Below are 24,786 nucleotides of genomic sequence, written 5' to 3'. Positions count from 1 at the left end.
ATTTGACGGACGTTCAGCGTGGACCGTACCGAATTCGCAATCTGTCGCATTAAAAGAATACTCATTGGGGGAATCAGATGAATCACGTCTACCGCGTGGTGTGGAGCGCCAGTCTTGGCATGTATCAGGTCGCATCGGAAATCGCGTGCGGCCATAGCGGCAAGTCGCGTTCGGTCGATCGTCGCCGGGCGCGCAAGGCAGCCGCAGCCGCAGCACTCGCGGTACTGTCGGGGGTGGCTCATGCGGTGCCGCCCTACGTGGGGATCCTCACCCAATCGGATAACAACGGTTACGCGCTGAACCCCGGCACCGCAATGGGGTGGTTCCCCGTCTGGGACTGGGACGGTAGCAATCTGAACGTCTCGATGTCCGGCGTTAAGTCGGTGAACTTCAACAACCTGACTGGGCAGATCGCGGTTGGCGCTGGCGCCGCGATCTCCGGTGGCTTGGAGGGCGTTGCCATTACGGCAGACAGCGTCCTGTCGAATCAGTCGGGGCTGACGAACAATGGCACCATCTCAGCAACACAAACCGGCGTGACCGTGGCCGGGGCGCTGGGCTCGATCGTCAACAATGGCTTGATTTCGAATGGCTTGTTCAACGCGGCTGCCGTTCAGGTCTCGGGCACGCTCGGGACGCTGACGAATACCGGCGCTATTGCCGGCGCGAGCGACCGCGGCAACGGCGTTTCCGTGGCGGCAGCGGACCCTGCCGTGCCTGCCAAACTCGATAGCATCGGCAACACCGGTACGATTTCCGGTGGCACCAACGGCATCAGCAACACGGGCGGGACGATCGGCACGATCTCGAACAACGTTGCCGGGTCCGCGACGGGCACGATCAAGGGGCAGGTCGGCATTCTCAACACGACCGCGTACGTCAACAGCACTACGGTGAACGGCTCGCTCGATCGTGTCGAGAACTCCGGTGTGATCACCGGGACGGATGTCGGTATTGCCAACGCATCGACGATCGGAACGATTCACAACAACGCGTCCGGTGTGATCTCGGGTACCGGTTCGTACGGGGTTCGCAACGCCCTCGGCCTGATTTCCGCGATCGAAAATAGCGGAAGCATCTCGGGTGGCATTTTCGGTGTCCAGAATCTGAGCACCATCACGTCGATCAACAACGCGGGCGTGATTGCTGGCAACTCGGTCGGGGTGGTCAACACCTCGCGAATGGGGACGTTGACCAACACCGGCGCGATTCAGGGCAAAACTACTACGGCGGTGGCCAACGGCGTGCAGAACTACGGCATTCTCGGCACGCTGTCGAACAGCGGGCAGATCCTTGCCAGTTCCGTGGCCGGTAACGGCAGCAGCGGCGTGTATAACGCCAATCGCATCGATTCACTGAGCAACGCAAGCGGCGGGCTGATCCAGTCGGATCTCGGCGTGTTCAACGATGCCAACGGGCACTCCATCGGCACGCTGACCAACGCAGGCACGATTTTCGGACAGAGCGCGGGGGTGCGAAACCTCGGGGGCACCATCACGTCGATCGTCAACGCGGGCGCGAACGGTAACGTCGCCGCAGGGACGATTTCGGGTTCGGGCATTGGCAGCCAAGTTCACGGTATCGACAATTCGGGCTACCTCGTCGGGGGAACGACCTTTAATGCCACGATCGGCACGATCACCAATGGCGGCTTGATTTCGGGCGATACGTACGGGATCAACAACAGCTACGGCACGATCGGGTTGATCAGCAACCTGGCAGGCGGGACGATTTTCGGGGGTATGGCTGCCATCGTTTCGGGCACCGGCGGGATCGGCACGATCAACAACGCGGGTGTCATTCAAGGTGACGTTGTGCACCTCGGGATGCAAGATCTGACGATCACGGGTGGCACGGGCAATACGTACGGCACGTTCATGGGAAGCATCATGAACGCCAATTCGAATTTGCGACTGAGCAGCGGCAACATCGTGCTGAACGAAGCCGTCGATCTGATTGGCATGCGCACGTTGTACAACAGCGGCGCCACGTTGCACCTCGATGGGACGATCCCGGTCTACGGTAACTATCAGCAGGACGCAGGCGGCACGCTCGAAATCGGCGTGACGAACGGCGCCGACACGACAGGCAATATTCAGACGGACTTCGGCTACGGTCGATTGCTGGTCTATGGCGACGCTACGGTCGCTGCGGGCTCGACTATCTCTATCAAGTCGATGGGCTACACGCTGGCGGCCGGTCAGCGCTTTATCGTCATCGACGCGAATACCGCCGCCTACAATGCCGGCGCGCTGAACTACCTTGTCAGCAACCCGACACTCACGGGTAGCGGTGCGCAGCTGCTCATCAACGGGCGGCAGGATCTCGTCGTCACGCTGGTCGGTCCGAACTATGACGCCACGATGGGTGGCCTGTATGGGCTGACTGTCGGCACGCCCACCAGCGCACCGTCGGTCTTCAGCTTCGACGGTTCGAACCTTGCGGTTACGGGCACGACGTTTACCACGATCGCGGGCAGCCTCGGCACGATCACGAACACGGGCACCCTGACCGGGACTTACGCGTTTTCGGTCGCTGGTACGGGCAATATCGCCACTATCGAAAACGACGGCACCATCGCGGCAACCGGTTCGGGTAACTCTGGCCTCTTCAATGCCGGCACGATTGGGACGTTGACCAATCGCGGACAAGTTTCCTCGGTATCTTTTGCCGCAGTGAACAACAACGGTTCGTTGACCCGCCTCGACAACAGCGGCACGCTTGCCGGCACGACGAGTGGTCTTGCCAACACCGGTACGTTGGGTACGGCGGTCAACAGCGGGAAGATGTCCGGTCAATGGGCCGTGGCAAACGGGGGGACCGGCTATTCCAATTCGGTGCTGAGTACGCTGACGAACAGCGGCACGATTTCGGGCACGGCGCGCGGTGTGAGCAACATGGGCGGAACGATCACAACGATCAACAATCAGGCCGGCGGCTTGATTACCGCGACCGACACCAGTGGGTTTGTCAGCGGGATCGTCAACACGAGCGCTGCCGTCGGCACGCTGACAGCTCAGGGAACGATCGGCACGATCAACAACGCCGGCGTGATTTCCGGCTTCTACGGCATCAGCAACGACTACACGATCGGCACGATCAACAACCTCGCAGGCGGATTGATTACCGGCGTTGGCGGCGCTATTTCGAATCAGGTAGTGACATCGTCGATTGGTCAGATCAGCAACGCAGGCACCATCGCGGGCTCGATCATCAATCGCTCGTCGAGTGCGATGCGCATCAGTGGTGCCACCGACTCGACGTTCGGCACGCTCACAGGCTTTGGCGTTAGTGTCGGCACCATCTTCAGCACCAGTGCCGACTTGCGCTTCAACGGCGGTAACCTGCTGCTCAACGACAATCTCGATCTGGCCGGTTTGCGTACCGCTTACAACGATTCGTCGGTGGTGCAGGTTAATAACGTGCTTCAGGTGGTGGGTAACTACACGCAGGCAGCCACGGGTACGTTGCAAATTGGTGTGGCGAGCGGGGCGAACACGACGGGCAATTTCGGCACTGACAGCGGCTACGGCCGTCTGGTCGTCACGGGCAACACTTATATTGCACCGGGTTCCACGATTGCACTGCAATCGCTGGGCTATGCCTTTGCGGGTGGCCAGCGTTACGTCGTTATCGATACGGCGGGCACCAGCAACTACAACGAAGCGACGCTTCGCTATGTCGTGAACGGCTATCCGTCGTTGTCCGCGAGCGGTGCGCGTGTGGGCAATGGCGCCAAGATCGACCTGGTCGTCACTATCTTCTCGCCGAACTACCTCGGTACCATCGCCGGCACGACGCCGCTGGTGGCAGGCACGCCGATCGATGCATCGCCATCGTGGACATTTGACGGGGCAAACCTCACCGTCACGGGGACGACCTTTGGGTCGATCAACGGCTCGCTCGGTACGCTTACGAACAATGGCACGCTCACGGGGACATCGGCACTGTCCGTTGGCACTAACGGTGGCGGCATTGCCCGCATCGAGAACAATGGCCTGATTCATTCGACAGGCCCGACCAGTTCGGCTCTCTACAACGGCGGTGTGGTCGGCACGATGTTCAACGGCGGGACATTGGTCTCGGACAACATGTCCGGGATCAATAGCGTGACGGAGATGACCCGTCTGGAAAACGACGGTCTCATCTCGGGCAGGATGTCGGGCGTGTACAACAGCGGCGTGATCTCGTCCGCCATGAACACCGGCACGATTACCGCGACGGATGGCACGGCGAATGCAGTCGGTATGGTCAACACCGGACAGTTCGGTATGCTCACCAATACCGGGCTGATCAGCGGGTATAGCGGGCTCGTGAACTGGGCGTCGGGCAATGCCACACCGGTTACCTCGCTCGGCACACTGACGAACAGTGGCACGATCGCGGGGGGCGGCGGCACGACCGTCACCTCATCGGCGTATGGTGTGGGGAATTTCGGTGGCACCATTGGGACCATCAACAACCTCGTTGGCGGCAAGATTTCGGGGACTGGCGGCGGATTCTCCTCCGGGATTCAGAACAGCACGTTGGCCGTTGCCGGCACGGTGTACGGCGGCACGATTGGTGCGATCAACAACGCGGGTCTGATCACGGGCGATTACTACGCGATCATCAACTCCGACCGGATCAACACGATCAACAACCTCGCGGGCGGTGTGATCACCGCGCTGGGTGGTGCGATCTCCAATCAGCTCGCTGGCAGCAGCATCGGTCAGATCAATAATGCGGGCACGATTGCGGGCTGGATCATCAATCGCTCGAACAACGATCTGCGCATCAGCGGTGCCACCGACTCGACGTTCGGTACGCTCACAGGCTTTGGCGGTGGCGTGGGCAACATCGTGAGCACCAGCGCCGACGTGCATTTCAACGGCGGCAACCTGCTGCTCAATGACAACTTTGACCTCGCAGGTTTGCGCACCGCTTATAACGATTCGTCGGTGTTGCAGGTCAATCGCGTGCTTCAGGTGACCGGCAACTACTCTCAGGCCGCGGCGGGCACGTTGCAAATCGGTGTAGCGAGCGGTGCCAACACGGCCGGTAATTTCAATACCGACAGCGGTTACGGGCGTCTGGTCGTTTCGGGTAACAGCTACATCGCACCGGGCTCGACCATTGCGCTGCAATCGATGGGCTATGCCTTTGCGGGTGGTCAGCGTTACGTCGTCATCGATACGGCAGGCACCAGTGACTACAACGAAGGGACGCTGCGCTATGTCGTCAACGGCTACCCGGCGCTGATCGCGACCGGTGCACGCGTCGCCAACGGTGCCAACAACGATCTGGTGGTCACGCTCTTCATGCCGACCAACGTCGGTACCATCGGCGGCAACACGCCGCTGGTCTCGGGAACACCGATCAATGCCTCGCCAGTGTGGACGTATGACGGCGCAAACCTCACGGTCACGGGGACGACCTTCGGCTCGATCGTTGGCGCGCTCGGTACGCTCACGAACAATGGCACGCTGACCCGTCTGGAAAACAACGGGCTCATCTCCGGCAACACGTTGGCCGTGAACAACAATGGCGTCATCACCTCCGCCGTGAACAACGGCACCATTGCGGCGACGGATGTTTCGACGTCTGCCATCGGTCTGCTCAGCAGCGGACAGATCGGCTCGCTCAGCAATAGCGGGCTGATCAGCGGGTTTAACGGGATCTTGGTCACGGCGGCGGGCAACCCGACGTCGAGTGCCACGCTGGGCACGCTGACGAACAGCGGTACCCTTGCGGGCGCTAGTGGCACGATCAGCAGCGCGGCGCATGGTGTGTCGAATTTTGGTGGCTACATTGGTGCGATCAACAACCTCGCCGGCGGCAAGATCACCGCTACCGGCGCGGGTCTGCCCTCCGGGATTGGCAACAGCGCATCGGTTATCGCCGGTACGCTGTACGGCGGCACGATCGGTGCTATCAACAACGCGGGTCTGATCACGGGCGATTACTACGCGATCTACAACTCCGCCCGAATCGACACGATCAACAACGCCGCCGGAGGCGTGATCACGGCACTGGGCGGTGCGATCTCGAACCAAGAGCCGGGCAGCACTATCGGTCAGATCAATAACGCGGGCACGATCGCGGGCTGGATAATCAACCGTTCGGGCACCGATCTGCACATTAGCGGCGCGACCGACTCGACGTTCGGTACGATCACGGGTTTCGCCACCTACCCCGGCACCATCGTGAGCAGCAACGCGGATGTGCACTTCAACGGCGGTAACCTGCTGATCAACAACAATTTCAACCTGAGCGGAACGCGTACGGCTTACAACGATTCGTCGGTGTTGCAGATCAATCGTCCGCTTCAGGTCGCAGGTAACTATGCACAGGCGGCAGGGGCAACGTTGCAAATTGGCGTGGCGGGCAACGCCGTGACCACGGGCGATATGACGACCGATAGCGGTTATGGCCGCCTGGTGGTGAGCGGCAACACGACGCTCGCCTCGGGTTCGAAAGTCGCGCTGCAATCGTTGGGCTACACGTTCGCCGCAGGTCAGCGTTACGTGGTGATCGACACCGCCGGTACGGCGACCTACAACGCCGATTCGCTGGTGTACAGCGTCAACGGCTCGACGACGCTTGCCGCGACCGGTGCCTCGGTGGCCAATGGCACCCATCAGGATCTGGTGGTGAAGCTGGCGCAAGGCTCGGGCAACAACGGTGGCAATAACGGCGGCAACAACGGCGGTAACAACGGCGGTACCCCGGGCGGCAGCGAAGGCGGCAACAACGGCGGTCAGCCGACGTTCGACCCGCGCACCAATGCCACCATCGCGTCGAGTCAGAATGCCGTGTCGTCGCTGCGCGGGCTGCTGGGTTATACCGGCGTGAGCGATCCGCAGTTGCTCAACCTGTACAACGCCACGTTGGGTTCGCTCAGCGATAAGTCGACGGGTTCGGCCAATCGCGTCGGCCAGCAACTTGCCCCGGCACAGCACACGCGTGCCGCAGGTGCCGCCACGTTCGATTCGCTCGGTGTGGTCAACTCGCACGTCAACAGCCTGCGCGTTGCGCAGGCCGGTGGCACCGGCGTGGCGACTGGCGACAGCGCTTCGAACTGGGCGGCATGGGGTCAGGCCTTCGGCGGTCACGCCAGCCAGTCGGCGCGTGACGGTGTCGACGGCTACAGCGCCAACTACGGTGGCCTGCTGGTCGGTGCCGATCGCGCGTTCGGCGATCACTGGCGTGGCGGTGGTGCATTCCAGTTCTCGCGCACGGTGATCAACAACGACGGCAGCACGTCGGGCAACAGCACGGGTGTGAACGGCTACGGGTTGATCGGCTACGCCGCCTTTACGGGCGAGCCGTGGTACGTGAACCTGTCGGGCTCGGTCGTGATGCAACGCTACGACACGAAGCGCATCGTGACGATGCAAGGCTTCAACGGCATGGCCAACGGCAACTTCAACGGCCAGCAATACGTGGCCAGCGCCGAGTTCGGTTATCCGCTGGCGGTGGGCCGCGCGGTCGTGACGCCGCTCGCCAGCCTCACGTATAGCTATCTGAACCAGAACAGCTACACGGAAACGGGCGGTAACGGCGCGGCGTTGTCGGTGGGCAGTGCGTCGGCGAGCTCGGTGCGCAGCGCGCTGGGTGCGAAGTTTGCCCTGCCGTTCGAGACGTCGTACGGCAACCTGGTGCCGGAGCTGAGCCTGCGTTGGGTGCACGAGTACAACCGCACGCGTCAGGCCACGGGGGCGAGCTTCGCGGCTGACCCGATCGGTCAGACCGGCTTCACGACGGTGGGCGCAACGCCGGTGTCGGATCTGGCAGATATTTCGCTGGGTCTCACGCTGGTGCGCGCCAACAACCTGACGGCGTCCGTGCGCTACCAACTGCAAGCAGGTTCGGGCTTCATCTCGCACACGGGTATCGTGCGCGTGCAACAGCGCTTCTGATGCGCTGATGTAACACACGGCGGTCGCACCATTTGACATGGCTGCGACCGCCGTGGAAGTATTGCGCAGTCCCTCATCGCCGGTTCCTCCTCCCCTTCAGCACGACACCCCGTTCCCCGATGTCCTCCGCTCCCGCTCCCGGCACACTTACCTTCGCTCAGGCTATCGCACTGGCGCAGTCGCATTGGCAGGCCGGACAGGCCGCGCAGGCCGAGACGCTCTGCCGCCGGGTGCTGGAGGTCGACCCCGGTCAGCCTGACGCGCACTACCTGCTGGCGCTGATGGCGCATGCCTATGGCAAGCGCGAGATGGCGATCGACCACCTGAAAAAGGCCTGCGACGCGCCGGATGCGCCCGCGGCGTTCTGGTCCGATCTTGCGGAGATGTGCCGTCAGGCAGGACGTCTGGAGGAAGCCAAGGCAGCCGGGCGGCAGGCGGTGACGATCGATCCGGCATTCGCTGCCGGATGGAACAATCTCGGCATCGTGTTGCAGGAAGCGGGCGAGCTCGAACAGAGCATGACGTGCCTGCTGCGTGTGAGCGAACTACAACCGGCATCGGCCGATGCACAGAACAATCTCGGCAACACGGCGCGATTGCTCGGACGTGCCGAAGCCGCAGAGGCACACTATCGTCGCGCCCTAGAACTGGCGCCGCAGCGTGCCGACACGCATAGCAATCTGGCGGCGCTATTGAGTGCCACGAAACGATTTGACGAAGCGGCCGTGCTGGCTCGCCGGGCAATCGAGATCGATCCCCAGTTTGTGGACGCCTATCGCAATCTCGCCGACGTGGAGCTGTCGCGCGGGAATGTGGCAGGGGCGTTGCAGATTGTCGAGGTGATGAGCGCGTTTGCCGAACGGCATCCGTCCACGCTCGGCGCACGCGCCCGAATTATGGGTCTGGTCGGTCGCTGGGACGACGCGCTGGCAAGCGCACGCGAAGCCGTAGCGTTGCAACCAGAGAGTGCGGACGCGCGTGCGGTGCTGGCCGCGATTCAGGCGGAAGTCGACAAACGTGCTGGCGGGCAAGCCGACGCTGACGTGTCGCGCACAGTGCCTCAGGCTACTCAGGCGGGCGCGCAGGCAAACGATCCGCGCCACGCGACACCGAATACCGATCAAGAGCGCTCGGACGTGGTGGCGATTCACGAACGGGCGCTGGCGCTGGTGCGTGAACAGGACTTCGCCGCCGCCGAAGCGTTGTTGAGCGAGGTCGTCTCACAGGGTGTTGCCCCGATGTCGATGTGGCGCCTGCTGGCGATGGTGCTGCGGGCGCAGGGCAAGGCGCAGGCCGGGTGTGACGTGCTCGCCATGCTTGCACAACAAGTGCCAGGAGATCTGGCCAATCGCTTCGATCTCGCCGAGGCGTTGCTGCTGCTTGGCGACTTCGAGCGCGGTTGGCGCGAGTATCGCTATCGCTACAGTCTGGAGCATACCCAGTCGATCGAGCGCAAGGTGCAACGCCCGCGCTGGGACGGCCAGCCCATTCCCGGGCAGACGCTGCTGATTCACGACGAACAGGGTTACGGCGATACGTTTCAGTTCATGCGCATGGCCCGATGGGCGCGTGGGCGCAGTCAGGCGCGCGTGATCTTCGAGGTCAATCAGGAAACGTTCTCCATCGCAAAGCGCATGTGGGGTGAGGACGATATCGTCGCGCGCGGCACGCTGCCGGTCGTGTTCGATCAGCATTGCGAGTTGATGAGCTTGCCCATGGCGATGGGGCTCAAGCTGGATGACTTGCCGGGGCAACTGCCTTATCTCAGCGCCGACCCGGCGCGCATTGCGCATTGGCAGGCGCGCCTTGCCGATGTGCCCAAGCCGTGGGTCGCGCTGGTCTGGGCCGGTCGGCCCGAGCATGTGAACGACTGCAATCGGTCGGTGCATCTCGATCAACTGGCGCCATTAGGGGCGTCGGGCGCGACGTTCCTGTCGATTCAGAAAGGGCCGGCGGCACCGCAAGCCGATACGCCACCGGATGGCATGTCGATCGTGTCGCTGAGCGATGAGATTCGCGACTTCGAAGATACTGCGGCCATTCTGCATTTGGCCGATCTGCTGATTTCTGTCGACTCGTCGCCGGTGCATCTGGCCGGGGCGATGGGACGGCCGGTGTGGGTGTTGCTGCCGTTCGTACCGGACTGGCGCTGGCTGCTCGATCGTGACGACACGCCATGGTATCCGGGCATGCGCTTGCTGAGGCAACCTGCGCGCTCGGCATGGCAGCCGGTGATCGAACGTGCGGCGGCGGATCTGACTCGTTGGGTGGCCGAGCGCGGCGAGGTTGCGAAGTGACGTGGTCTGCGATGGCCGCCATTCGGTATATCGCGGGCTTGAGTCTTGGCGCGATATTGCTGATGTCGGGCTGCTCCAGTCTCGATCGCGACGAACACGCCGAAGCGCTTGCTGAGCCCGCCGGTCTGCATCGCGAGACGTTGCAGACCCGGGACTTCGTGCTGACTGCTTTCGCCCGTATTGCGCACGCCGATGCGCCGGTGCGCATTTATATCGAGGGCGACGGACTGGCGTGGCTCTCACGCACCGAGCCGTCGCTCGACCCGACGCCCGTTGCCGCGACCGGGCTGGCGCTCGCCGCCGTGGATCCGTCGCCTAACGTGGTGTATCTGGCGCGCCCGTGTCAGTTCACGCCTATGGCGCAGAACCCGCGATGCGGTGTTCCGTACTGGACCGGCAAGCGATTTTCTCCGGAAGTGATCGATGCCATGAACGAGGCGGTCGATCGTATTGCCGCGCAGGTGCCGGGGCAGCGTATCGAGTTGATTGGCTACTCGGGAGGCGGTGCGATTGCGGTATTGATTGCGGCGCGCCGTCGCGACGTGGCATCACTGCGCACGGTGGCCGGTAACCTCGATGTGGAGTATGTGAACCAGTTGCATCGTGTGTCGCCGATGCCGGCGTCGCGCAATCCGATGGATGTCGCCGCGCAAGTGGTTGCGATGCCGCAGGTGCATTTCAGTAGTGCACAAGACACTGTTGTGCCACCGTCTGTGGCCACGCGATTTGCTGCCGCTGTGGGCGGCCGTTGCGTGAGCACCCGCGTGGTGAGCGGTGTGGCCCACGATGGCGAGTGGGCGCAGCAATGGCCCGCGTTGCTCGCCGTGGCGCCGGTATGCCGCGAGAATCGCTAGCGGTGCAGATGGTGCAGATGGTGCAGATTCAGATGCTGGTTCAGCTTTCGCGCACCAGCGCGGCAATGGCTTCGACGAGCGTGACGTCGCCGCGCACGGCATGACGGCCATCGTCAGCAAAGCGGAACGTGCCGTCGTTGAAGCCGTCGAGCATCTGAATGCGTGGCAGCGGGTTGCGCATGCCTTGGGCGCGAAAGAGGGGGTCCCACGCTGCGCGCGGTACCGCTTCGGCGTGTACGTCTCGCACTAGTGCGCGGGCTAACGCTGCGGCGATGTCGTCCGGCGAATAGCGCTCCGGCCCCTCGATCTCAAGCACGCGTTCGCCATCGATGTCGTCTTGCATGGCACGCGCGGCCACGTGGCCGACGTCGCTCGTCGAGACCATCGGAATGGCGCGCTCGACCGGTTGTAGATAACTCGGCAGTACACCACGCTCGCGCGCTGGCGCGATATCCCACGAAAAATTCTCCATCAGCCACGCCGGACGCAGAAACGTGACCGGCAGCGAGAGCGAGATCATCGCCGTCTCGAACATGCTCAACGCCGTCAGCAGGCTCGGCGCGTCGCAATCGGCACCGATGCTCGAAAGACATACGACCCGCTTCGGGCGCGTAGCGGCGAGCGCCTGCCGGACGGCGTCGATCAGATGCCGTGCGTGCGAGAAGTCCGGCTCGGGATCGGCGTTGGGTGGCAACATCACGAACACGGCCTCGCTGCCACGGAAGGCGTTGGTCAGCGCTTCGACATCGCCGTTCTCGGCCACGGCAATCTCGCCGCCCAGCGTCGCCCATCGGCTCGATTTGACGGGGTCCTGGACGATGGCCCGCAGCGGCAGACCCGCCTTGAGCAGATCGTGCCCGATAACGCCGCCCACTCGCCCCGTGATACCCATTACGGTGTACATGGCCAATCCTCGCGCGCAATGTCGTTGCCGTAAAAGTACCACGGGAGCGTCGACGCTTCACAGGAGGCCTACAGGTGGACCGCGTCGGCGCTGGTCGACGCGCTTGTCGGCGCGGCTTCGTGCGGGGCTGCGCGGCGTGCATTGAGCATCGCGGCGGCGGCGTCCGCGAGTCTCACGGCTTCGCGTGCGCGCTCGCACATATCTCGCTCGTAAGCGGTGAGGGCCTGCGCGAGCGGCTGCTCTCCGGCGGCGACAGCTTGCAGATGGCGGGTCAGCATGGCGGCATCGCTAAGCGCCGTGTTGGCGCCGAGACCACCGGCTGGGCTCATGGTGTGTACGGCATCCCCCAGTCCTGTCACACCGTCGAGTTGCCACGGCAGCGGGCTTGCCGTGCTGCGTACCGGCATGGTGCGCACGGTGTCGGGCACTGCGTGCGCAAAGAGCGACCGCAGGTGCGGGTGCCAGCGGCGCGTGAGCGTGTCGATGTGGGCGAGCGGCACGAGGCCGGAGGCTTCGGCCGCCATCCCTTCGCGCCCGAGCAGCGCTTGCGACGGACCGATGAACGCCCAGTACAGATAGTCAGAGACCGGCGAGAGCGGCATGCGGGCTGCGTCGTCGGCGCTGTCGTTCGTGCCATCGTTTTGCAGGTTAGGCGTCGCGTACATGCCAGTGCCCGATTCGCGACGGAACAGCATGGCATCGACCACGACGGCGAAACCATCGGCAAACACGACGGTGCTGCCTTCCATCAACGTCGCTTCACCGTGGCTGTCCATGAGCACGAGCAACGCCGTCGACACGGGGGTGAGGCCGTAGAAGCAGACGTTGCCGGTGTCGCGCGGCGTCATGCCCGGCAACAGGTGCTCACGCACGCGCGAGTGGGTGCCGTCGGCGGCAACGACGAGGCCCGGAACGCTGCACGTACCGTCCTCGAAATGCGCGACGCGTTGCCCGTCGGCAGTGCGTGTGGTGTGCGTGAAGGTCTTGCCGAAATGCACGTGATCGAGAATGCCGTCGAGCAGAATCTCGCGCAATGTCTGGCGGTGCATGCTCAGATCGCCGGGCGGGGCACCGTCATGGGTCTTGGCGCGTGCAATGTTTCGGCGCTGTTGAGGGGCAGGGTGGCGCACAACCGCTGGCTCGGTGGGCGACTCGGTATGTGACTCGTGCCAGCTCGGCGGCAGAACGACGTCCGCATCGTCCAGTGCGGGCGTGACGAAATGGCCGCCGTTTCGTGCCACGGCGGCGTGCTGGCGCAAGCGCTGTGCTTGTCCGTCCGGGAGGCATTGGTCGATGGCGTCGAAACCGTTGGCATCGATACGCAGACGGTAGCCCTGAAAGCGGGCGGCGGGGGCGCTGTCGCGCTCGAAGACGTCGAACGGGATTCCGGCACGCCGCAGCCCCTGCGCGAGACACAGGCCGCCAAGGCCGGCGCCGATGATGGTGACATGCAAGGCAGACATGATTTTCGGTGACCCCCCTCGGGCGGTCGGTTGTTGCACTGCGATCATTGTCTGCGCGACGGTGATTGACCTGATAACATCGTTTGGTCATTCAATAATGAGAATCGGACAAACTCATGACCGCCGACCGAACGCCCATGAATACGGACGAGGTGCTGATCTCGTTCTCTGACTCTCCCTTTGCGCGGTACAAGCCTAACGACCGGCTCGACGGACCGCCCATCTGGGCGTTCGGCGGCCATGACCACGAGCGGAGTCTCTTCAGGATGGGCACGCGGGAGCTCGACTGGCATTCGCATGTGCGCGGCCAGCTGTTCTGTATCCACTCGGGGTTGGTGCATGTGCATACGCCCCACGGGTCATGGTTGTTGCCCCCGTACCGCGCGGGCTGGATTCCGCCGGGTATGACGCACCGCGTGGCATTTATCGGTGTGGTGAGCGGGTGGATCGTGCTGGTGGCACCTTCGGCCGGCGAGCGCCTGCCGGTGACGCCACGTGTGGTCGGGGTTTCAGAACTGCTGGCGGCGCTGGTCAAGCGAGCGGTGACGTGGGCGGCGCGCGACGAACTGACCGAGGACGAATTGCGTCTGGCGCAGGTGCTGGTCGATGAAATCGAGCGGGCACCGGCGGAGCCGCTGAGCTTGCCGATGCCGATCGATGCCCGTGTGTCGCGGATCGCGCGTGCCGTGCTGGAAGACCTTGGCGGGCAGGCGTCGCTTGAGGCGCTGGCGCAGCATGCGGGGGTGTCGTCGCGCACCGCACGGCGTCTGTTCGTTGCGGAGACCGGCATGGGATTCACGCAATGGCGACAGCAGGCGCGGCTGGTGAATGCGCTGGAACATCTGGCCAGAGGCGAGCCGGTCAGCACGATTGCCGATTCGTTGGGATATTCCACCCCGAGCAATTTCATTGCCATGTTCCGGCGGGCGTTCGGCGAGTCGCCGGGCCGCTATTTCAAGCAGGTGGGGCCACGTGTGCACGTGAGCGAGGGAGATGACGCATGAGCCGCATGGGGGAGCCGTCCGTGAGGACCGTCGATACGTTGGTGATCGGTGGCGGGCAATCGGCGTTGGCAACGGCGTATTTCCTGCGGCGGTGGCAAGTCGATCATGTGTTGCTCGACGATCAGCCTGAAGCGGGAGGGGCGTGGCAGCGCGCGTGGCCGTCGCTGCGACTTTTCTCGCCGGCGCAGTGGAGTTCTCTGCCGGGGTGGCCGATGCCCGGTGGCGAGCGGCACTATCCGTCGCGCGATGAGGTGGTGGCGTACTTGCGCGCGTATGAGGCGCGCTACGCCGTGCCTGTTGAGCGGCCGGTACGGGTGGAGCGCGTCGTTCGTGAACCGGGCGGGAGCGTGTTGCGAGTGGAAACGGACCGAGGCGCTTGGTTGGCCAAGACCGTGATTAGCGCGACTGGGTCGTGGCGTTCACCGTATATCCCGGCGTACCCGGGGCACGCGTTGTTTCGCGGACGGCAATGGCACTCGGCCGACTACCGCGATGTCGGCGATTTGCGTGGTGCGCGTGTGCTTGTGATCGGTGGCGGGAATTCAGGGGCGCAGATTTTCGCAGAGTTGTCATCGACGTGCGATGCAACGTGGGTCACGCTGGCGCGGCCTGAGTATCTTCCGGACGATGTCGACGGGCGCGTGCTTTTCGAGCAGGCGACGGCACGATGGCAAGCCAGACAGCGTGGGTTGCCTGATCCATTTCCGGACAGTGGACTGGGACGCATCGTGATGGTGCCGCCGGTACGAGAGGCGCGTGAGCGTGGTGTGTTGAAGGCGGTGCGACCCTTCGAGCGTTTTGTCGACGATGGCGTCGTGTGGACGGATGGCACGCATACGCAGGTGGACGCGGTGATCTGGTGTACGGGGTTTCGTCCGGCGCTGGGGCACTTGGCGGGCTTGGGTCTTACCGATGACGACGGGCGGATTCTCGTTGAGGGCACGCGAGCGATTGACGAGCCGCGTCTGTGGTTGGTCGGCTATGGCGAGTGGACGGGCTACGCGTCGGCAACGCTCATCGGTGTGATGCGCAGTGCGCGTGCGACGGTACAGGACGTCGTGGCATGTCTGGCGCAAGGGGCTGCGCGGACTACGCAGAACCAGCGGGGTGGGGTGGCGGGATAGAGTGATTCCATGCAGTGCCCGATGGATGCGAGGGCGGCGCGGAGAGTTTGGTAAATGTCCGCGTTTTTTCGCGAAATAACAGGTGCTGCACTCCGTATTCAACCTGCCGTGACGAGACGTTTCAGACGTGTCGGCACGGCGGAAGGTGCAGGTAGAGATGGGAACACTCCGGAAATTAGTCCCGCGCCAAGCGCGCGCAGGTATCGGCGACGCCGACAGTCACGACAGGAACGACAGCATGAGACTTCACGAACGCGTAACGAAAATCGAAGCGGTCTTGCCGACGCTTGCGACCAAGGAAGACCTGGCGCGCGAGGTGGGCACGCTGCGCTCCGAAATGCATCAGGGATTCGCGAAAGTGAATCTGGAGTTTGGCAAGGTCCGGCAGGAAATGAGCGGTGAGTTTGCCAAGGTCCGGCAGGAGATGAGCGGTGAGTTTGCCAAGGTCCGGCAGGAGATGGGTGACGGGTTTGGCAAGGTCCGGCAGGAGATGAGTGACGGGTTTGGCAAGGTCCGGCAGGAGATGAGTGGTGAATTCACCAAGGTCCGGCAGGAGATAAGCGGTGAGTTTGCCAAAGTCCGACAAGAGATCGGCGGCGAGGTCTCCATGCTCCGAGGCGAGATTGGCAGTGTCAAGGAGGAAGTCCGCGAGCTACGCCAAACGGTGTTCTCCGAAATCAACGGATTGCGCATCGAGATGCATCAGTCGATGGGGGCGCTAATGTGGCGGTTGATCGGTACGTTGATCACGGTTTGCACGGCGTTGGTCGCTGCTACCCACTTCATATCGAGAAGTGGCTAATTGGTCGATGCCTCGGGAAATCCCGCGTAAAGCGTGGGACAGCATGGGAAAAGGACCGGCGCTTATCGAATGTCAACGCGCTGTGTCACGTGATTCGGAAGTTACTGAAACTCAAGTGCCCTCCTCGCTGCGATGATGGAAGTGCCCCCACTTTGGTATGGCAACTTCTGTTCAAGGAGCGATCGATGAGTGACGCGAAAGATGATGACACGCAACCTCCGAAGCGCAAGCGAGGCAAAGGCAAGCGCGCCGGGGCGGCAAAGCCGCATCCGGTGCCTCAGGCGCTCCCAAGAGAGGGCTACGTCGTCTGGTTTCTGAACCACGGCAAATTTCTCGGCTATGCATGGAGTGAACCGGAGCAGGAAATCCGGCGTGCCCATGTGAAGAACGCCGAGCACGCGATTTACTTCGATACCTTTGCGCAGGCCGCCGTCGTGTCAGCGAAGTTGATCAGTCCGAGTCGGGTACTGCATTCGCCCGGGCCGGGTATGTCGCCGACAGTGATGGGATAGGCGATGGAATAAGCGACAGCGTCAGTACGGATTACGGCTCGCCATTTCAGGTGGGCCGTTTTTTTGTTTGAAGCGGGAAGGCACGAACAGATCAATAGCAAAGCCAGAGAATCTGAAAGATGATTCGGAATATTTGCCAGAACCGGCAGGAGTGGTGCCCAGGGCCGGAATCGAACCGGCACGCCTTGCGGCGGGGGATTTTGAGTCCCCTGCGTCTACCAATTTCACCACCTGGGCAGGTGTGCGTTCACCGAACGGTGTCGCAGCGTGATACTCGTCTTGTTGGCCTGTTCGGCTACCGGACGAAGGCGAGATTATGACCGAATTTTTCGATGCCCACAAGCCCATCGACAATATCAAACGCCGGGCCGGATATTTCGTCCCCCAGACCCGGCGTTCGTCATGCTCAATGCAGCTTTTGCTGGCCTTCCAGCACGCGCAGCAACGACGACGTGTCGTCGTGCCCCCAGCCGTTTTCCATCAGCGTCGACAACTGTCCCTTCACCAGTGACAGCGCAGGCAACGCCAGCCCCGCGTCCGCCACGGCGTCCAGAATCATCGAGAAGTCCTTGTCGTGCAGGCGCGCCTCGATGCCCGCCGAGAAGTCCCGGTGCGCCATCTTCGGCCCCATCATGTCCAGCATGCGGCTACCCGCCAAACCCTGCGAAATCGCCTCGATGACCTTGTCCTGATCCACGCCGTTACGCGCCGCAAACAACATCGCCTCGGCAATCCCCTGGATATTGATCACCTGAACGATCTGGTTGCAGGCCTTCGCCACCTGACCCGCCCCCGTGTCGCCAACATGCGTGATCGTCGTGCCCAGCGTCGCCAGCAACGGCTTCACTTTCTCGAACGCCTCGCGCGGCGCACCGACCATGATCGACAACGACGCGTCCGCTGCCCGCGACGGCCCGCCCGACACCGGCGCATCCACCAACTGAATGCCCTCGCGTGCCAGACGCACCGCCATACGACGGGTGGCCTCCGCCGAGATCGTGCTGTGGTCGATGCAGATCGTGCCGGGCCGTGCACCATGAATCACGCCGTCATCGCCAAGCAGAACCTGCTCGACGTCGTGCGTGGTGGTCACGTTGGTGATCACGAAGTCGGCTTCCGCCGCTGCCTGCGCAGGGCTCGAAAACGCCCGTGCGCCATTCTCAACGTACGCGGCCGCAGCTTCCGGGCGCCGCGCGTAGACGTGCAACTTGTGACCCGCCGCCATCAAATGACGCACCATCTGGCCGCCCATCGCGCCCAGACCGATAAATGCAATGGTGTATGTCGTCATGCCGCGATCAATCCGAGACGTACACGAACTTGCCGTTCTTGATCTGACCCATCACGCCAGCACGCTGGTCCAGACCGACGTGGTCGGCAGGGCTCAGATTCATGATGCCGTTGGGGATCGCCAGGTTGTGCGTCGATTCGAGCGCATCGCGCAACGCCGCACGGAATGCCGGCGTGCCGGGCTGCGCCGTCTTGACTGCGCGAGGCACCGCATCGTTGAGCAAGTCCCACACGCCATAAGCATCGGCAGCAAACTGCGTCACCGTATCCACGCCGTACTTCGTTTCGTACTTCTTCGTGAACGCCAGCGCCGCGGTACGTGCCGGATGCCCAGCGGGCAGCGTCTTGGCGACAACCCCCGGTTGCGTCGGGAACAGCGTGCCTTCGACATCCTTGCCGCCTACGCGCACGAAGTCATAGGTCGCGATGCCGTGCGTCTGATAAATCTTCCCGGCATACCCGCGCTCTTGCAGCGTGCGCTGCGGCAGTGCCGCAGGCGTGCCCGAGCCAGCCACGAGAATCGCGTCGGGCTTGGCCGCCATGACCTTGAGTACCTGCCCGGTCACGCTTGTGTCCGTGCGATTGAATCGCTCCTGCGCCACGATCTTCAGCTTGCGCAACTCGGCAAACTTCGAGAACTCTTTCCACCAGCTCTCGCCGTAAGCATCGGCAAAGCCAATGAAACCAACGGTCTTGATGCCGTGGTTTGCCATATAGCGCGTCATCACGTCGGCCATGGCCGAATCGTTGGCCGCCATCTTGAACGCCCAGCGGCGCTTGGCATCCTGCGGCTCAACCGCCACGGCCGACCCGATGAGCGTGATCATCGGCGTGCTGGCTTCCGAGATCGGATCGAGCATCGCCAAGGCGCTCGGCGTGATGTTCGGGCCAACGATGACGTCGACCTTGTTCTCGCTCATGAGCTTGCGGGCATTCTTCACCGCGGTGCCAGGGTCGGAGCCATCGTCCAGGAAGATGTAATGCGCCTTCTGCCCCCCGATCTCGTCGGGCCACAACTGCATGGCGTTCTTGCTGGCAATACCGATGGCCGCAGCCGGACCGGTGGATGACAGATCGATGCCGACGGTAATGTCGGCGTGTGCTGCCGTCACCACACCCGTCAGGGTCATGGCGAGTAACACGCCCGACAGGCGAATACCGCGAAGGGGTGAGCGCATGGGGTCTCCTTTTGGTCGAATCACGCAAGGATACCGTACGCTGCGAGCCGCGCAAACGCTGTCAAAAGACCGGCTTGCGAGCCACATAAAACAAAGGCGCTGCTAATGGATAGCAGCGCCTCATGATCGGGAGGGGGATGGCCTGAACGGGGCTGACCCGCGACGTCAGAGCTCGTAGCTTTCGTGCTCGCCGCGCAAGGCCTGTTCGACCAGCTTGCGCGTGAGAATCGGCGACAGCAGCTCGACCATCGTATACACATAGCCGCGCAGGTAAGCGCCTTGCTTGAGCGCCACACGCGTGACGTTCGTGCCGAACAGATGGCCGACCTGAAGCGCGCGGAGATTGCGATCGCGCTCGGGGTCGAACGCCACGCCCGCCAGAATGCCCACGCCTAGCCCCAGCTCCACGTAAGTCTTGATGACGTCCGCGTCGATGGCTTCGAGCACGATGTCCGGCTGCACATGGCGCAGCGCAAACGCCTGATCGATCTTGGCGCGCCCGGCGAACTGAGGGTCGTAAGTGATCAGCGGGTACTTCGCCAGATCTTCGATGCCAACCGACGACAGCTGCAACAGCGGATGGTCAGGCGGCACCACGGCCACGTGCTGCCACTGATAGCACGGCAGCGAGACCAGATCTTTATAACCCGCGATGGCTTCCGTCGCGATGGCCAGATCGGCCTGATCGTGCAGCACCATCTCGGCGATCTGCGTCGGACTGCCTTGCAGGATCGACAGACGCACCTTTGGGTAACGACGCTTGAACTCGGCCACCGCGTGCGGCAGCGAATATCGCGCCTGCGTGTGGGTCGTCGCAATGGTCAGGTTGCCCTGATCCTGTGCGGCGTAGTCCTTGCCGATGCGCTTGAGGCTCTCGACCTCGAGCAAGATCCGCTCGATGGACTCGAAAATGATGCGCCCCGGCTCCGTCAGGTTACGGACGCGCTTGCCATGACGGGCAAAGATGTCGACACCCAGCTCTTCTTCTAGCTCGATGATCGCCTTTGAAACCCCAGGCTGGGAGGTGAACAGCGCCTTGGCCGCTTCCGTCAGATTGAAGTTCTGACGAACGGCCTCGCGCACAAAACGGAACTGGTGCAGGTTCATTTGTATAACTTTAGAAAATATACAAACAATTTTTAATTCGTTTGAAGTATATAGCGTTTTCATTACAGTGGGTGCCACTGTTTCGATAACGTTATTCCTTTCAGTCATTTAGACCCATCAGGAACGTCATACATGTCGTTGTGGCTCGAACCCATTTCCGGATTTGGCGTCGGCCTGCTGGTCGGCCTGACCGGGGTGGGCGGCGGCTCGCTGATGACGCCACTGCTGACGCTGCTGCTGGGTTACTCGGCGCCGGTAGCCGTGGGCACCGATCTGGCGTTTGCCGCCGTCACCAAGAGTTTCGGCACGGTCGCACACCGCTCGCACGGCCACGTGAAGTGGCATATCGTGCGACGCCTCACGCTCGGCGCGCTGCCGGCGGCGCTGGTGACCATTCTCGGGTTGAAACGCCTTGGCGGCATCGATGACAGTGCCTTGCACGTCATCAAACTGACGATTGCCGCCTCGGTGCTGCTCACGGTGCTCTCGCTCCTGTTCCGCGCCAAGTTGCTGGCGGCACTGCGGGCGCACCCGAACTGGCAACTGACGGGCCGCACGCAGACGATTGCCACGGTCCTCGTGGGCGCGGTCATCGGCGTGCTCGTGACGATTTCCTCGATTGGCGCCGGCGCAGTTGGCGCGACGCTGATCCTGATGCTGTATCCCCAGTTGGAACCGGCAGAAGTCGCCGGTACGGATATCGCCTACGCGGTGCCGCTCACGGCGATTGCGGCGCTGGGCCATATCTGGCTTGAGACGGTGCACTGGGCACTGCTCGGCAGTTTGTTGATCGGCTCGCTGCCAGGAATCTGGCTGGGCGCGAAGCTCACCCGTCATTTGCCCGAGCGCATCGTGCGCGGGGCGCTGGCGGCCACGCTCACGCTCGCGGCAGTCAAGCTGGTCGGCTGACACCCCCACATAAAACAAGGAGTTCGCGACATGCGAAACGAATCCCGTTGGCAGCCGGCGGTGTCTGCATCGCCCGCTTCCCCGGCTGCCGTGCCGTCGACCGTCGCGCACGCCGAACAGTTGGACGCGGCACTGCTCGATGACATGGAGGCCGTGCTGGCCGAGCGCCTGGCGCGCATCGCCTCGCTGCATCGCAACGTGAAGTTTGCGAGCAGTCTGGCCGCCGAAGACATGCTGATTACGCACGTCATTCTGCGCCAGCAACTGCCGATCACGATCTTCTCGCTCAACACCGGCCGTCTGCACGACGAGACCGTGGGCATGATCGACAAGATCAAGGCGCGCTACGGCTACGACGTGGTGCAGTACACGCCGCAGCCCGACGCGGTAGCGCAATACGTCAGCGAGCACGGCGCTAACGCGTTCTATGAAAGCGTGGACCTGCGCAAGGCCTGCTGCCAGATTCGCAAGGTCGAGCCGCTCGGCCGTGCGTTGGCCGATGCCGACGCATGGCTCACGGGCCAGCGTCGCGAGCAGTCGGTGACGCGTGGCGAGCTGGCATTCGCCGAGCAAGACGAGGCACGCGGTATCGCCAAGTACAACCCGTTGTTCGACTGGACGGAAGCGCAGGTGTGGGCGTACCTCACCGCGCGAGATGTGCCGGTCAACCCGCTGCACGCGCGCGGCTACCCGAGCATCGGGTGTGAACCGTGTACCCGCGCGATCCGCCCCGGTGAAGACAGCCGGGCGGGCCGCTGGTGGTGGGAGTCGCGCGACAGCAAGGAATGCGGGCTGCACGCGGGCAACCTGAGCAAGATCCCGGTCTCGGTGCAGTCGAACTGACGCGCACGCGACAGACCAACAACACCATGCGATGCGACGCCGCGCTTCACGAATAGGCCGCGAGCGACGCATCGAAGCAAAACGAATCACGGAATCGTCAAGGAAGGGAACACTATGGGTGCGATGCACGAAGTCGCGCAGGCCAGCGGCGCGCGGATGGATCATCTGGACTGGCTGGAAGCGGAATCGATGTACATCCTGCGCGAAGTGGTGGCCGAGTGCCGCAAACCCGCGCTGCTGTTCTCGGGCGGCAAGGATTCTGTCGTGGTGCTGCACCTCGCGCTCAAGGCCTTCGGTCTTGGCCCGAACCGCAAGACGGTGCTGCCGTTCCCGCTCGTGCACATCGACACCGGCCATAACTACCCGGAAGTCATCGAGTTCCGCGACCGTCATGCCAAGGCACTCGGCGCCGAACTGATCGTCGGTCACGTGGAAGATTCGATCCAGCGCGGCACGGTGCGTCTGCGTCGTGAAACCGATTCGCGCAACGCCGCGCAGGCCGTCACGCTGCTCGAGACGATTGCCGAACACGGCTTCGACGCGATGATCGGCGGCGCGCGCCGCGACGAAGAGAAGGCCCGTGCGAAAGAGCGCATCTTCTCGTTCCGCGACGAATTCGGCCAGTGGGACCCGAAGGCGCAGCGCCCGGAACTGTGGCATCTGTTCAACGCGCGTCTGCACAACGGCGAGCACCTGCGTGTGTTCCCGATTTCGAACTGGACCGAACTCGACGTGTGGCAATACATCGCTCGCGAGAATCTCGATCTGCCGTCGATCTATTACGCGCATGAGCGCGAGATCGTGCGCCGCAACGGCTTGCTGGTGCCGGTGACGCCGCTTACGCCGAAGCAGGACGATGAATCGAGCGAGTTGGCGTCGGTGCGTTTTCGCACGGTCGGCGACATCAGCTGCACGTGCCCGGTGGCCAGCGTCGCCGCCAGCCCGGTGGAAATCATCGCCGAGACGGCCGTGACCGATATCACCGAGCGCGGCGCCACGCGCATGGACGATCAAGCGTCCGAGGCAGCGATGGAGCAGCGCAAGAAACAGGGTTACTTCTAAGTCGCATGACGCCAGACATCACGAGCTACGAGTGATCGTCGAACGACAGGACACCCCGGCTTTTTGAGCTAACGGAAATAACGGCCCGCCGGCGCGCGCAGCAGATTGCGCGCAAGCGCCGGGGCCACGGATTCGAGTGGATTTGACCATGAGCCTCACCCCTCACCAAGAAGATCTCGGCGTGCTGCGTTTCATCACGGCAGGCAGCGTCGACGACGGCAAGAGCACGCTGATCGGCCGCCTGCTGTACGACAGCAAGGCCGTGCTGACGGATCAGCTCTCGGCCCTCGCGCGTGCCAAGCACAAGCGCACCGCCGGCGAAGATATCGACTTCTCGCTGCTCACCGACGGCCTCGAAGCCGAGCGCGAGCAGGGCATCACCATTGACGTGGCGTACCGCTACTTCACGACGGCACGCCGCAAGTTCATCATCGCGGACACGCCGGGCCACGAGCAATACACGCGCAACATGGTTACCGGGGCGTCGACGGCTCACGCGGCGATCATTCTGGTCGATGCAACACGCGTGACCGAAGTCGATGGCAGGACCGAGTTGCTCGCACAGACGAAGCGTCACAGTGCCATCGTCAAGCTGCTGGGCCTGCAACACGTGATCGTTGCCATCAACAAGATGGATCTGGTCGATTACAGCGAAGCTACGTTCGACGCGATTCGCGCCGCCTATCTGGAACTGGCCCACCGCCTCGGCCTGCAAGACGTTCGCTTCGTGCCGGTGTCGGCGCTCAAGGGCGACAACATCGTGCTGGCCAGCGAGCGTATGCCCTGGTATCAGGACGAGCCGCTGCTCGACGTACTCGAATCGCTGCCGGTCGCCCAAACGGGCCGCGAACTGCGCTTCCCGGTGCAATTGGTGGCACGTCAGGACGGCTCGCACGCCGATGACTTCCGGGGCTACATGGGCCGTGTGGAATCGGGTTCGGTGCGCGTCGGTCAAGCGCTGCGCGTACTGCCCGCCGGGCGCGATGCGACGGTCGCCGAAATCGTCGGCCCGCGCGGTCTGCTCGAAGAAGCGTTTGCCGGCCAGTGCGTGACGATTCGTCTGGCGGAGGATGTGGATGTCTCGCGCGGCGACACATTTGTCACGGCTGAGTCGGCCCTGCAACCGTCGCGCAAGCTGTCTGCCGATGTGTGCTGGTTCGATGAAGACGCGTTGGCGCCGCAGCGCAAGTACGTGCTCAAGCAAGCGACCAGCTCGGTGTATGTGAAGGTCGGCAGCGTGGATACGGTGCTCGACGTGACGACGCTGCTGCATGGCACGGACAAGACCACGCTCGCGATGAACGACATCGGCCGCGTGCAGTTGAGCCTGCAAAAGCCGCTCGCCGCCGATACGTATGACGCCAACCCGGCCACGGGCGCGTTCGTGCTGATCGACGAGGCGACGCATCACACGGTCGCCGCCGGCATGATCCGCTCGCTGGCGGCATAACCGGTTTGCCACGCGTCGATCACGCGTCAATCACAGGTACTCATCGGCTTTTCACGGCGCACGGCTCCCTCTCGAAGGGGCCGGCG

Annotated in this window: 16 protein-coding genes, 1 tRNA gene and 1 pseudogene; 12 read left to right on the top strand and 6 right to left on the bottom strand. The window is 63.0% G+C overall.

Annotation, left to right across the window (positions count from 1 at the left end):
• The first annotated feature begins 77 nt into the window (after nucleotides 1-77).
• From CDV44_RS15155 to CDV44_RS15145, 4 genes and pseudogenes are all read left to right on the top strand, one after another.
• A complete protein-coding gene (locus CDV44_RS15155; protein ID WP_087688704.1) occupies nucleotides 78-7,901 on the top strand; it encodes an ESPR-type extended signal peptide-containing protein in 7,824 nt (2,607 codons plus the stop codon).
• Nucleotides 7,902-8,020: 119 nt separating this feature from the next.
• Nucleotides 8,021-8,734, top strand: a pseudogene (locus CDV44_RS28745) (tetratricopeptide repeat protein); the annotation flags it as partial.
• 303 nt (nucleotides 8,735-9,037) lie between these two features.
• Nucleotides 9,038-10,198: a glycosyl transferase family 8 gene (locus tag CDV44_RS28740; RefSeq protein WP_371328769.1), complete on the top strand. Its 1,161-nt coding sequence runs from the start codon at nucleotides 9,038-9,040 to the stop codon at nucleotides 10,196-10,198.
• Nucleotides 10,199-10,209: 11 nt separating this feature from the next.
• Nucleotides 10,210-11,052 (top strand): S9 family peptidase, encoded by an 843-nt coding sequence (locus CDV44_RS15145; protein ID WP_087688702.1) that lies wholly within the window; start codon nucleotides 10,210-10,212, stop codon nucleotides 11,050-11,052.
• A gap of 40 nt (nucleotides 11,053-11,092) precedes the next feature.
• Here CDV44_RS15145 and CDV44_RS15140 read toward each other — a convergent pair whose 3' ends face one another.
• Nucleotides 11,093-11,956, bottom strand: coding sequence for an NmrA family NAD(P)-binding protein (locus tag CDV44_RS15140; protein WP_087688701.1), 864 nt, complete (start codon nucleotides 11,954-11,956; stop codon nucleotides 11,093-11,095).
• 68 nt (nucleotides 11,957-12,024) lie between these two features.
• Nucleotides 12,025-13,419, bottom strand: coding sequence for an NAD(P)/FAD-dependent oxidoreductase (locus tag CDV44_RS15135; protein WP_170935994.1), 1,395 nt, complete (start codon nucleotides 13,417-13,419; stop codon nucleotides 12,025-12,027).
• Between the two features lie 116 nt (nucleotides 13,420-13,535).
• Between CDV44_RS15135 and CDV44_RS15130 the strand changes: the two genes are divergently transcribed.
• The 4 genes from CDV44_RS15130 (at nucleotide 13,536) to CDV44_RS15115 (ending at nucleotide 16,861) form a co-directional block, all read left to right on the top strand.
• Entirely contained in the window at nucleotides 13,536-14,423 is an 888-nt protein-coding gene (locus CDV44_RS15130) for a helix-turn-helix domain-containing protein (RefSeq protein WP_249277556.1), read from the top strand.
• A complete protein-coding gene (locus tag CDV44_RS15125) occupies nucleotides 14,420-15,547 on the top strand; it encodes an ArsO family NAD(P)H-dependent flavin-containing monooxygenase (RefSeq protein WP_249277555.1) in 1,128 nt (375 codons plus the stop codon). Before CDV44_RS15130 ends, CDV44_RS15125 begins: the two co-directional genes overlap by 4 nt.
• 238 nt (nucleotides 15,548-15,785) lie before the next feature.
• Nucleotides 15,786-16,349 (top strand): coiled-coil domain-containing protein, encoded by a 564-nt coding sequence (locus tag CDV44_RS15120; protein ID WP_170935993.1) that lies wholly within the window; start codon nucleotides 15,786-15,788, stop codon nucleotides 16,347-16,349.
• Between the two features lie 185 nt (nucleotides 16,350-16,534).
• Nucleotides 16,535-16,861, top strand: a complete 327-nt coding sequence (locus CDV44_RS15115; RefSeq protein WP_087688698.1) for a hypothetical protein — start codon at nucleotides 16,535-16,537, stop codon at nucleotides 16,859-16,861.
• 152 nt (nucleotides 16,862-17,013) lie between these two features.
• Here the strand turns inward: CDV44_RS15115 and CDV44_RS15110 are convergent.
• The 4 genes from CDV44_RS15110 to CDV44_RS15095 all read right to left on the bottom strand — a co-directional run bounded on the left by CDV44_RS15110 (nucleotide 17,014) and on the right by CDV44_RS15095 (nucleotide 20,436).
• Nucleotides 17,014-17,098 (bottom strand) — tRNA-Leu (locus CDV44_RS15110).
• Between the two features lie 169 nt (nucleotides 17,099-17,267).
• Nucleotides 17,268-18,152, bottom strand: a complete 885-nt coding sequence (locus CDV44_RS15105; protein ID WP_087688697.1) for an NAD(P)-dependent oxidoreductase — start codon at nucleotides 18,150-18,152, stop codon at nucleotides 17,268-17,270.
• A gap of 7 nt (nucleotides 18,153-18,159) precedes the next feature.
• Nucleotides 18,160-19,329, bottom strand: coding sequence for an ABC transporter substrate-binding protein (locus CDV44_RS15100; RefSeq protein ID WP_058375511.1), 1,170 nt, complete (start codon nucleotides 19,327-19,329; stop codon nucleotides 18,160-18,162).
• Nucleotides 19,330-19,494: 165 nt separating this feature from the next.
• Nucleotides 19,495-20,436, bottom strand: coding sequence for a CysB family HTH-type transcriptional regulator (locus tag CDV44_RS15095; RefSeq protein ID WP_058375510.1), 942 nt, complete (start codon nucleotides 20,434-20,436; stop codon nucleotides 19,495-19,497).
• Between the two features lie 132 nt (nucleotides 20,437-20,568).
• On the opposite strand from CDV44_RS15095, the gene CDV44_RS15090 reads away from it, so the two are divergent.
• The 4 genes from CDV44_RS15090 to CDV44_RS15075 all read left to right on the top strand — a co-directional run bounded on the left by CDV44_RS15090 (nucleotide 20,569) and on the right by CDV44_RS15075 (nucleotide 24,700).
• Nucleotides 20,569-21,345 (top strand): sulfite exporter TauE/SafE family protein, encoded by a 777-nt coding sequence (locus tag CDV44_RS15090; protein ID WP_087688696.1) that lies wholly within the window; start codon nucleotides 20,569-20,571, stop codon nucleotides 21,343-21,345.
• 30 nt (nucleotides 21,346-21,375) lie between these two features.
• Nucleotides 21,376-22,188, top strand: coding sequence for a phosphoadenylyl-sulfate reductase (locus CDV44_RS15085; RefSeq protein WP_087688695.1), 813 nt, complete (start codon nucleotides 21,376-21,378; stop codon nucleotides 22,186-22,188).
• A 114-nt stretch (nucleotides 22,189-22,302) separates the two neighbouring features.
• A complete protein-coding gene (gene cysD, locus CDV44_RS15080) occupies nucleotides 22,303-23,250 on the top strand; it encodes a sulfate adenylyltransferase subunit CysD (protein WP_058375508.1) in 948 nt (315 codons plus the stop codon).
• 148 nt (nucleotides 23,251-23,398) lie between these two features.
• A complete protein-coding gene (locus tag CDV44_RS15075) occupies nucleotides 23,399-24,700 on the top strand; it encodes a sulfate adenylyltransferase subunit 1 (protein WP_087688694.1) in 1,302 nt (433 codons plus the stop codon).
• The last annotated feature ends 86 nt before the right edge of the window (nucleotides 24,701-24,786 follow it).

Source organism: Pandoraea sp. PE-S2R-1 (assembly GCF_002179865.1).
Lineage (GTDB): Bacteria > Pseudomonadota > Gammaproteobacteria > Burkholderiales > Burkholderiaceae > Pandoraea.
Note: the sequence above shows the minus strand (reverse complement) of the source record. Positions and strands in the feature narration are given on the sequence as shown.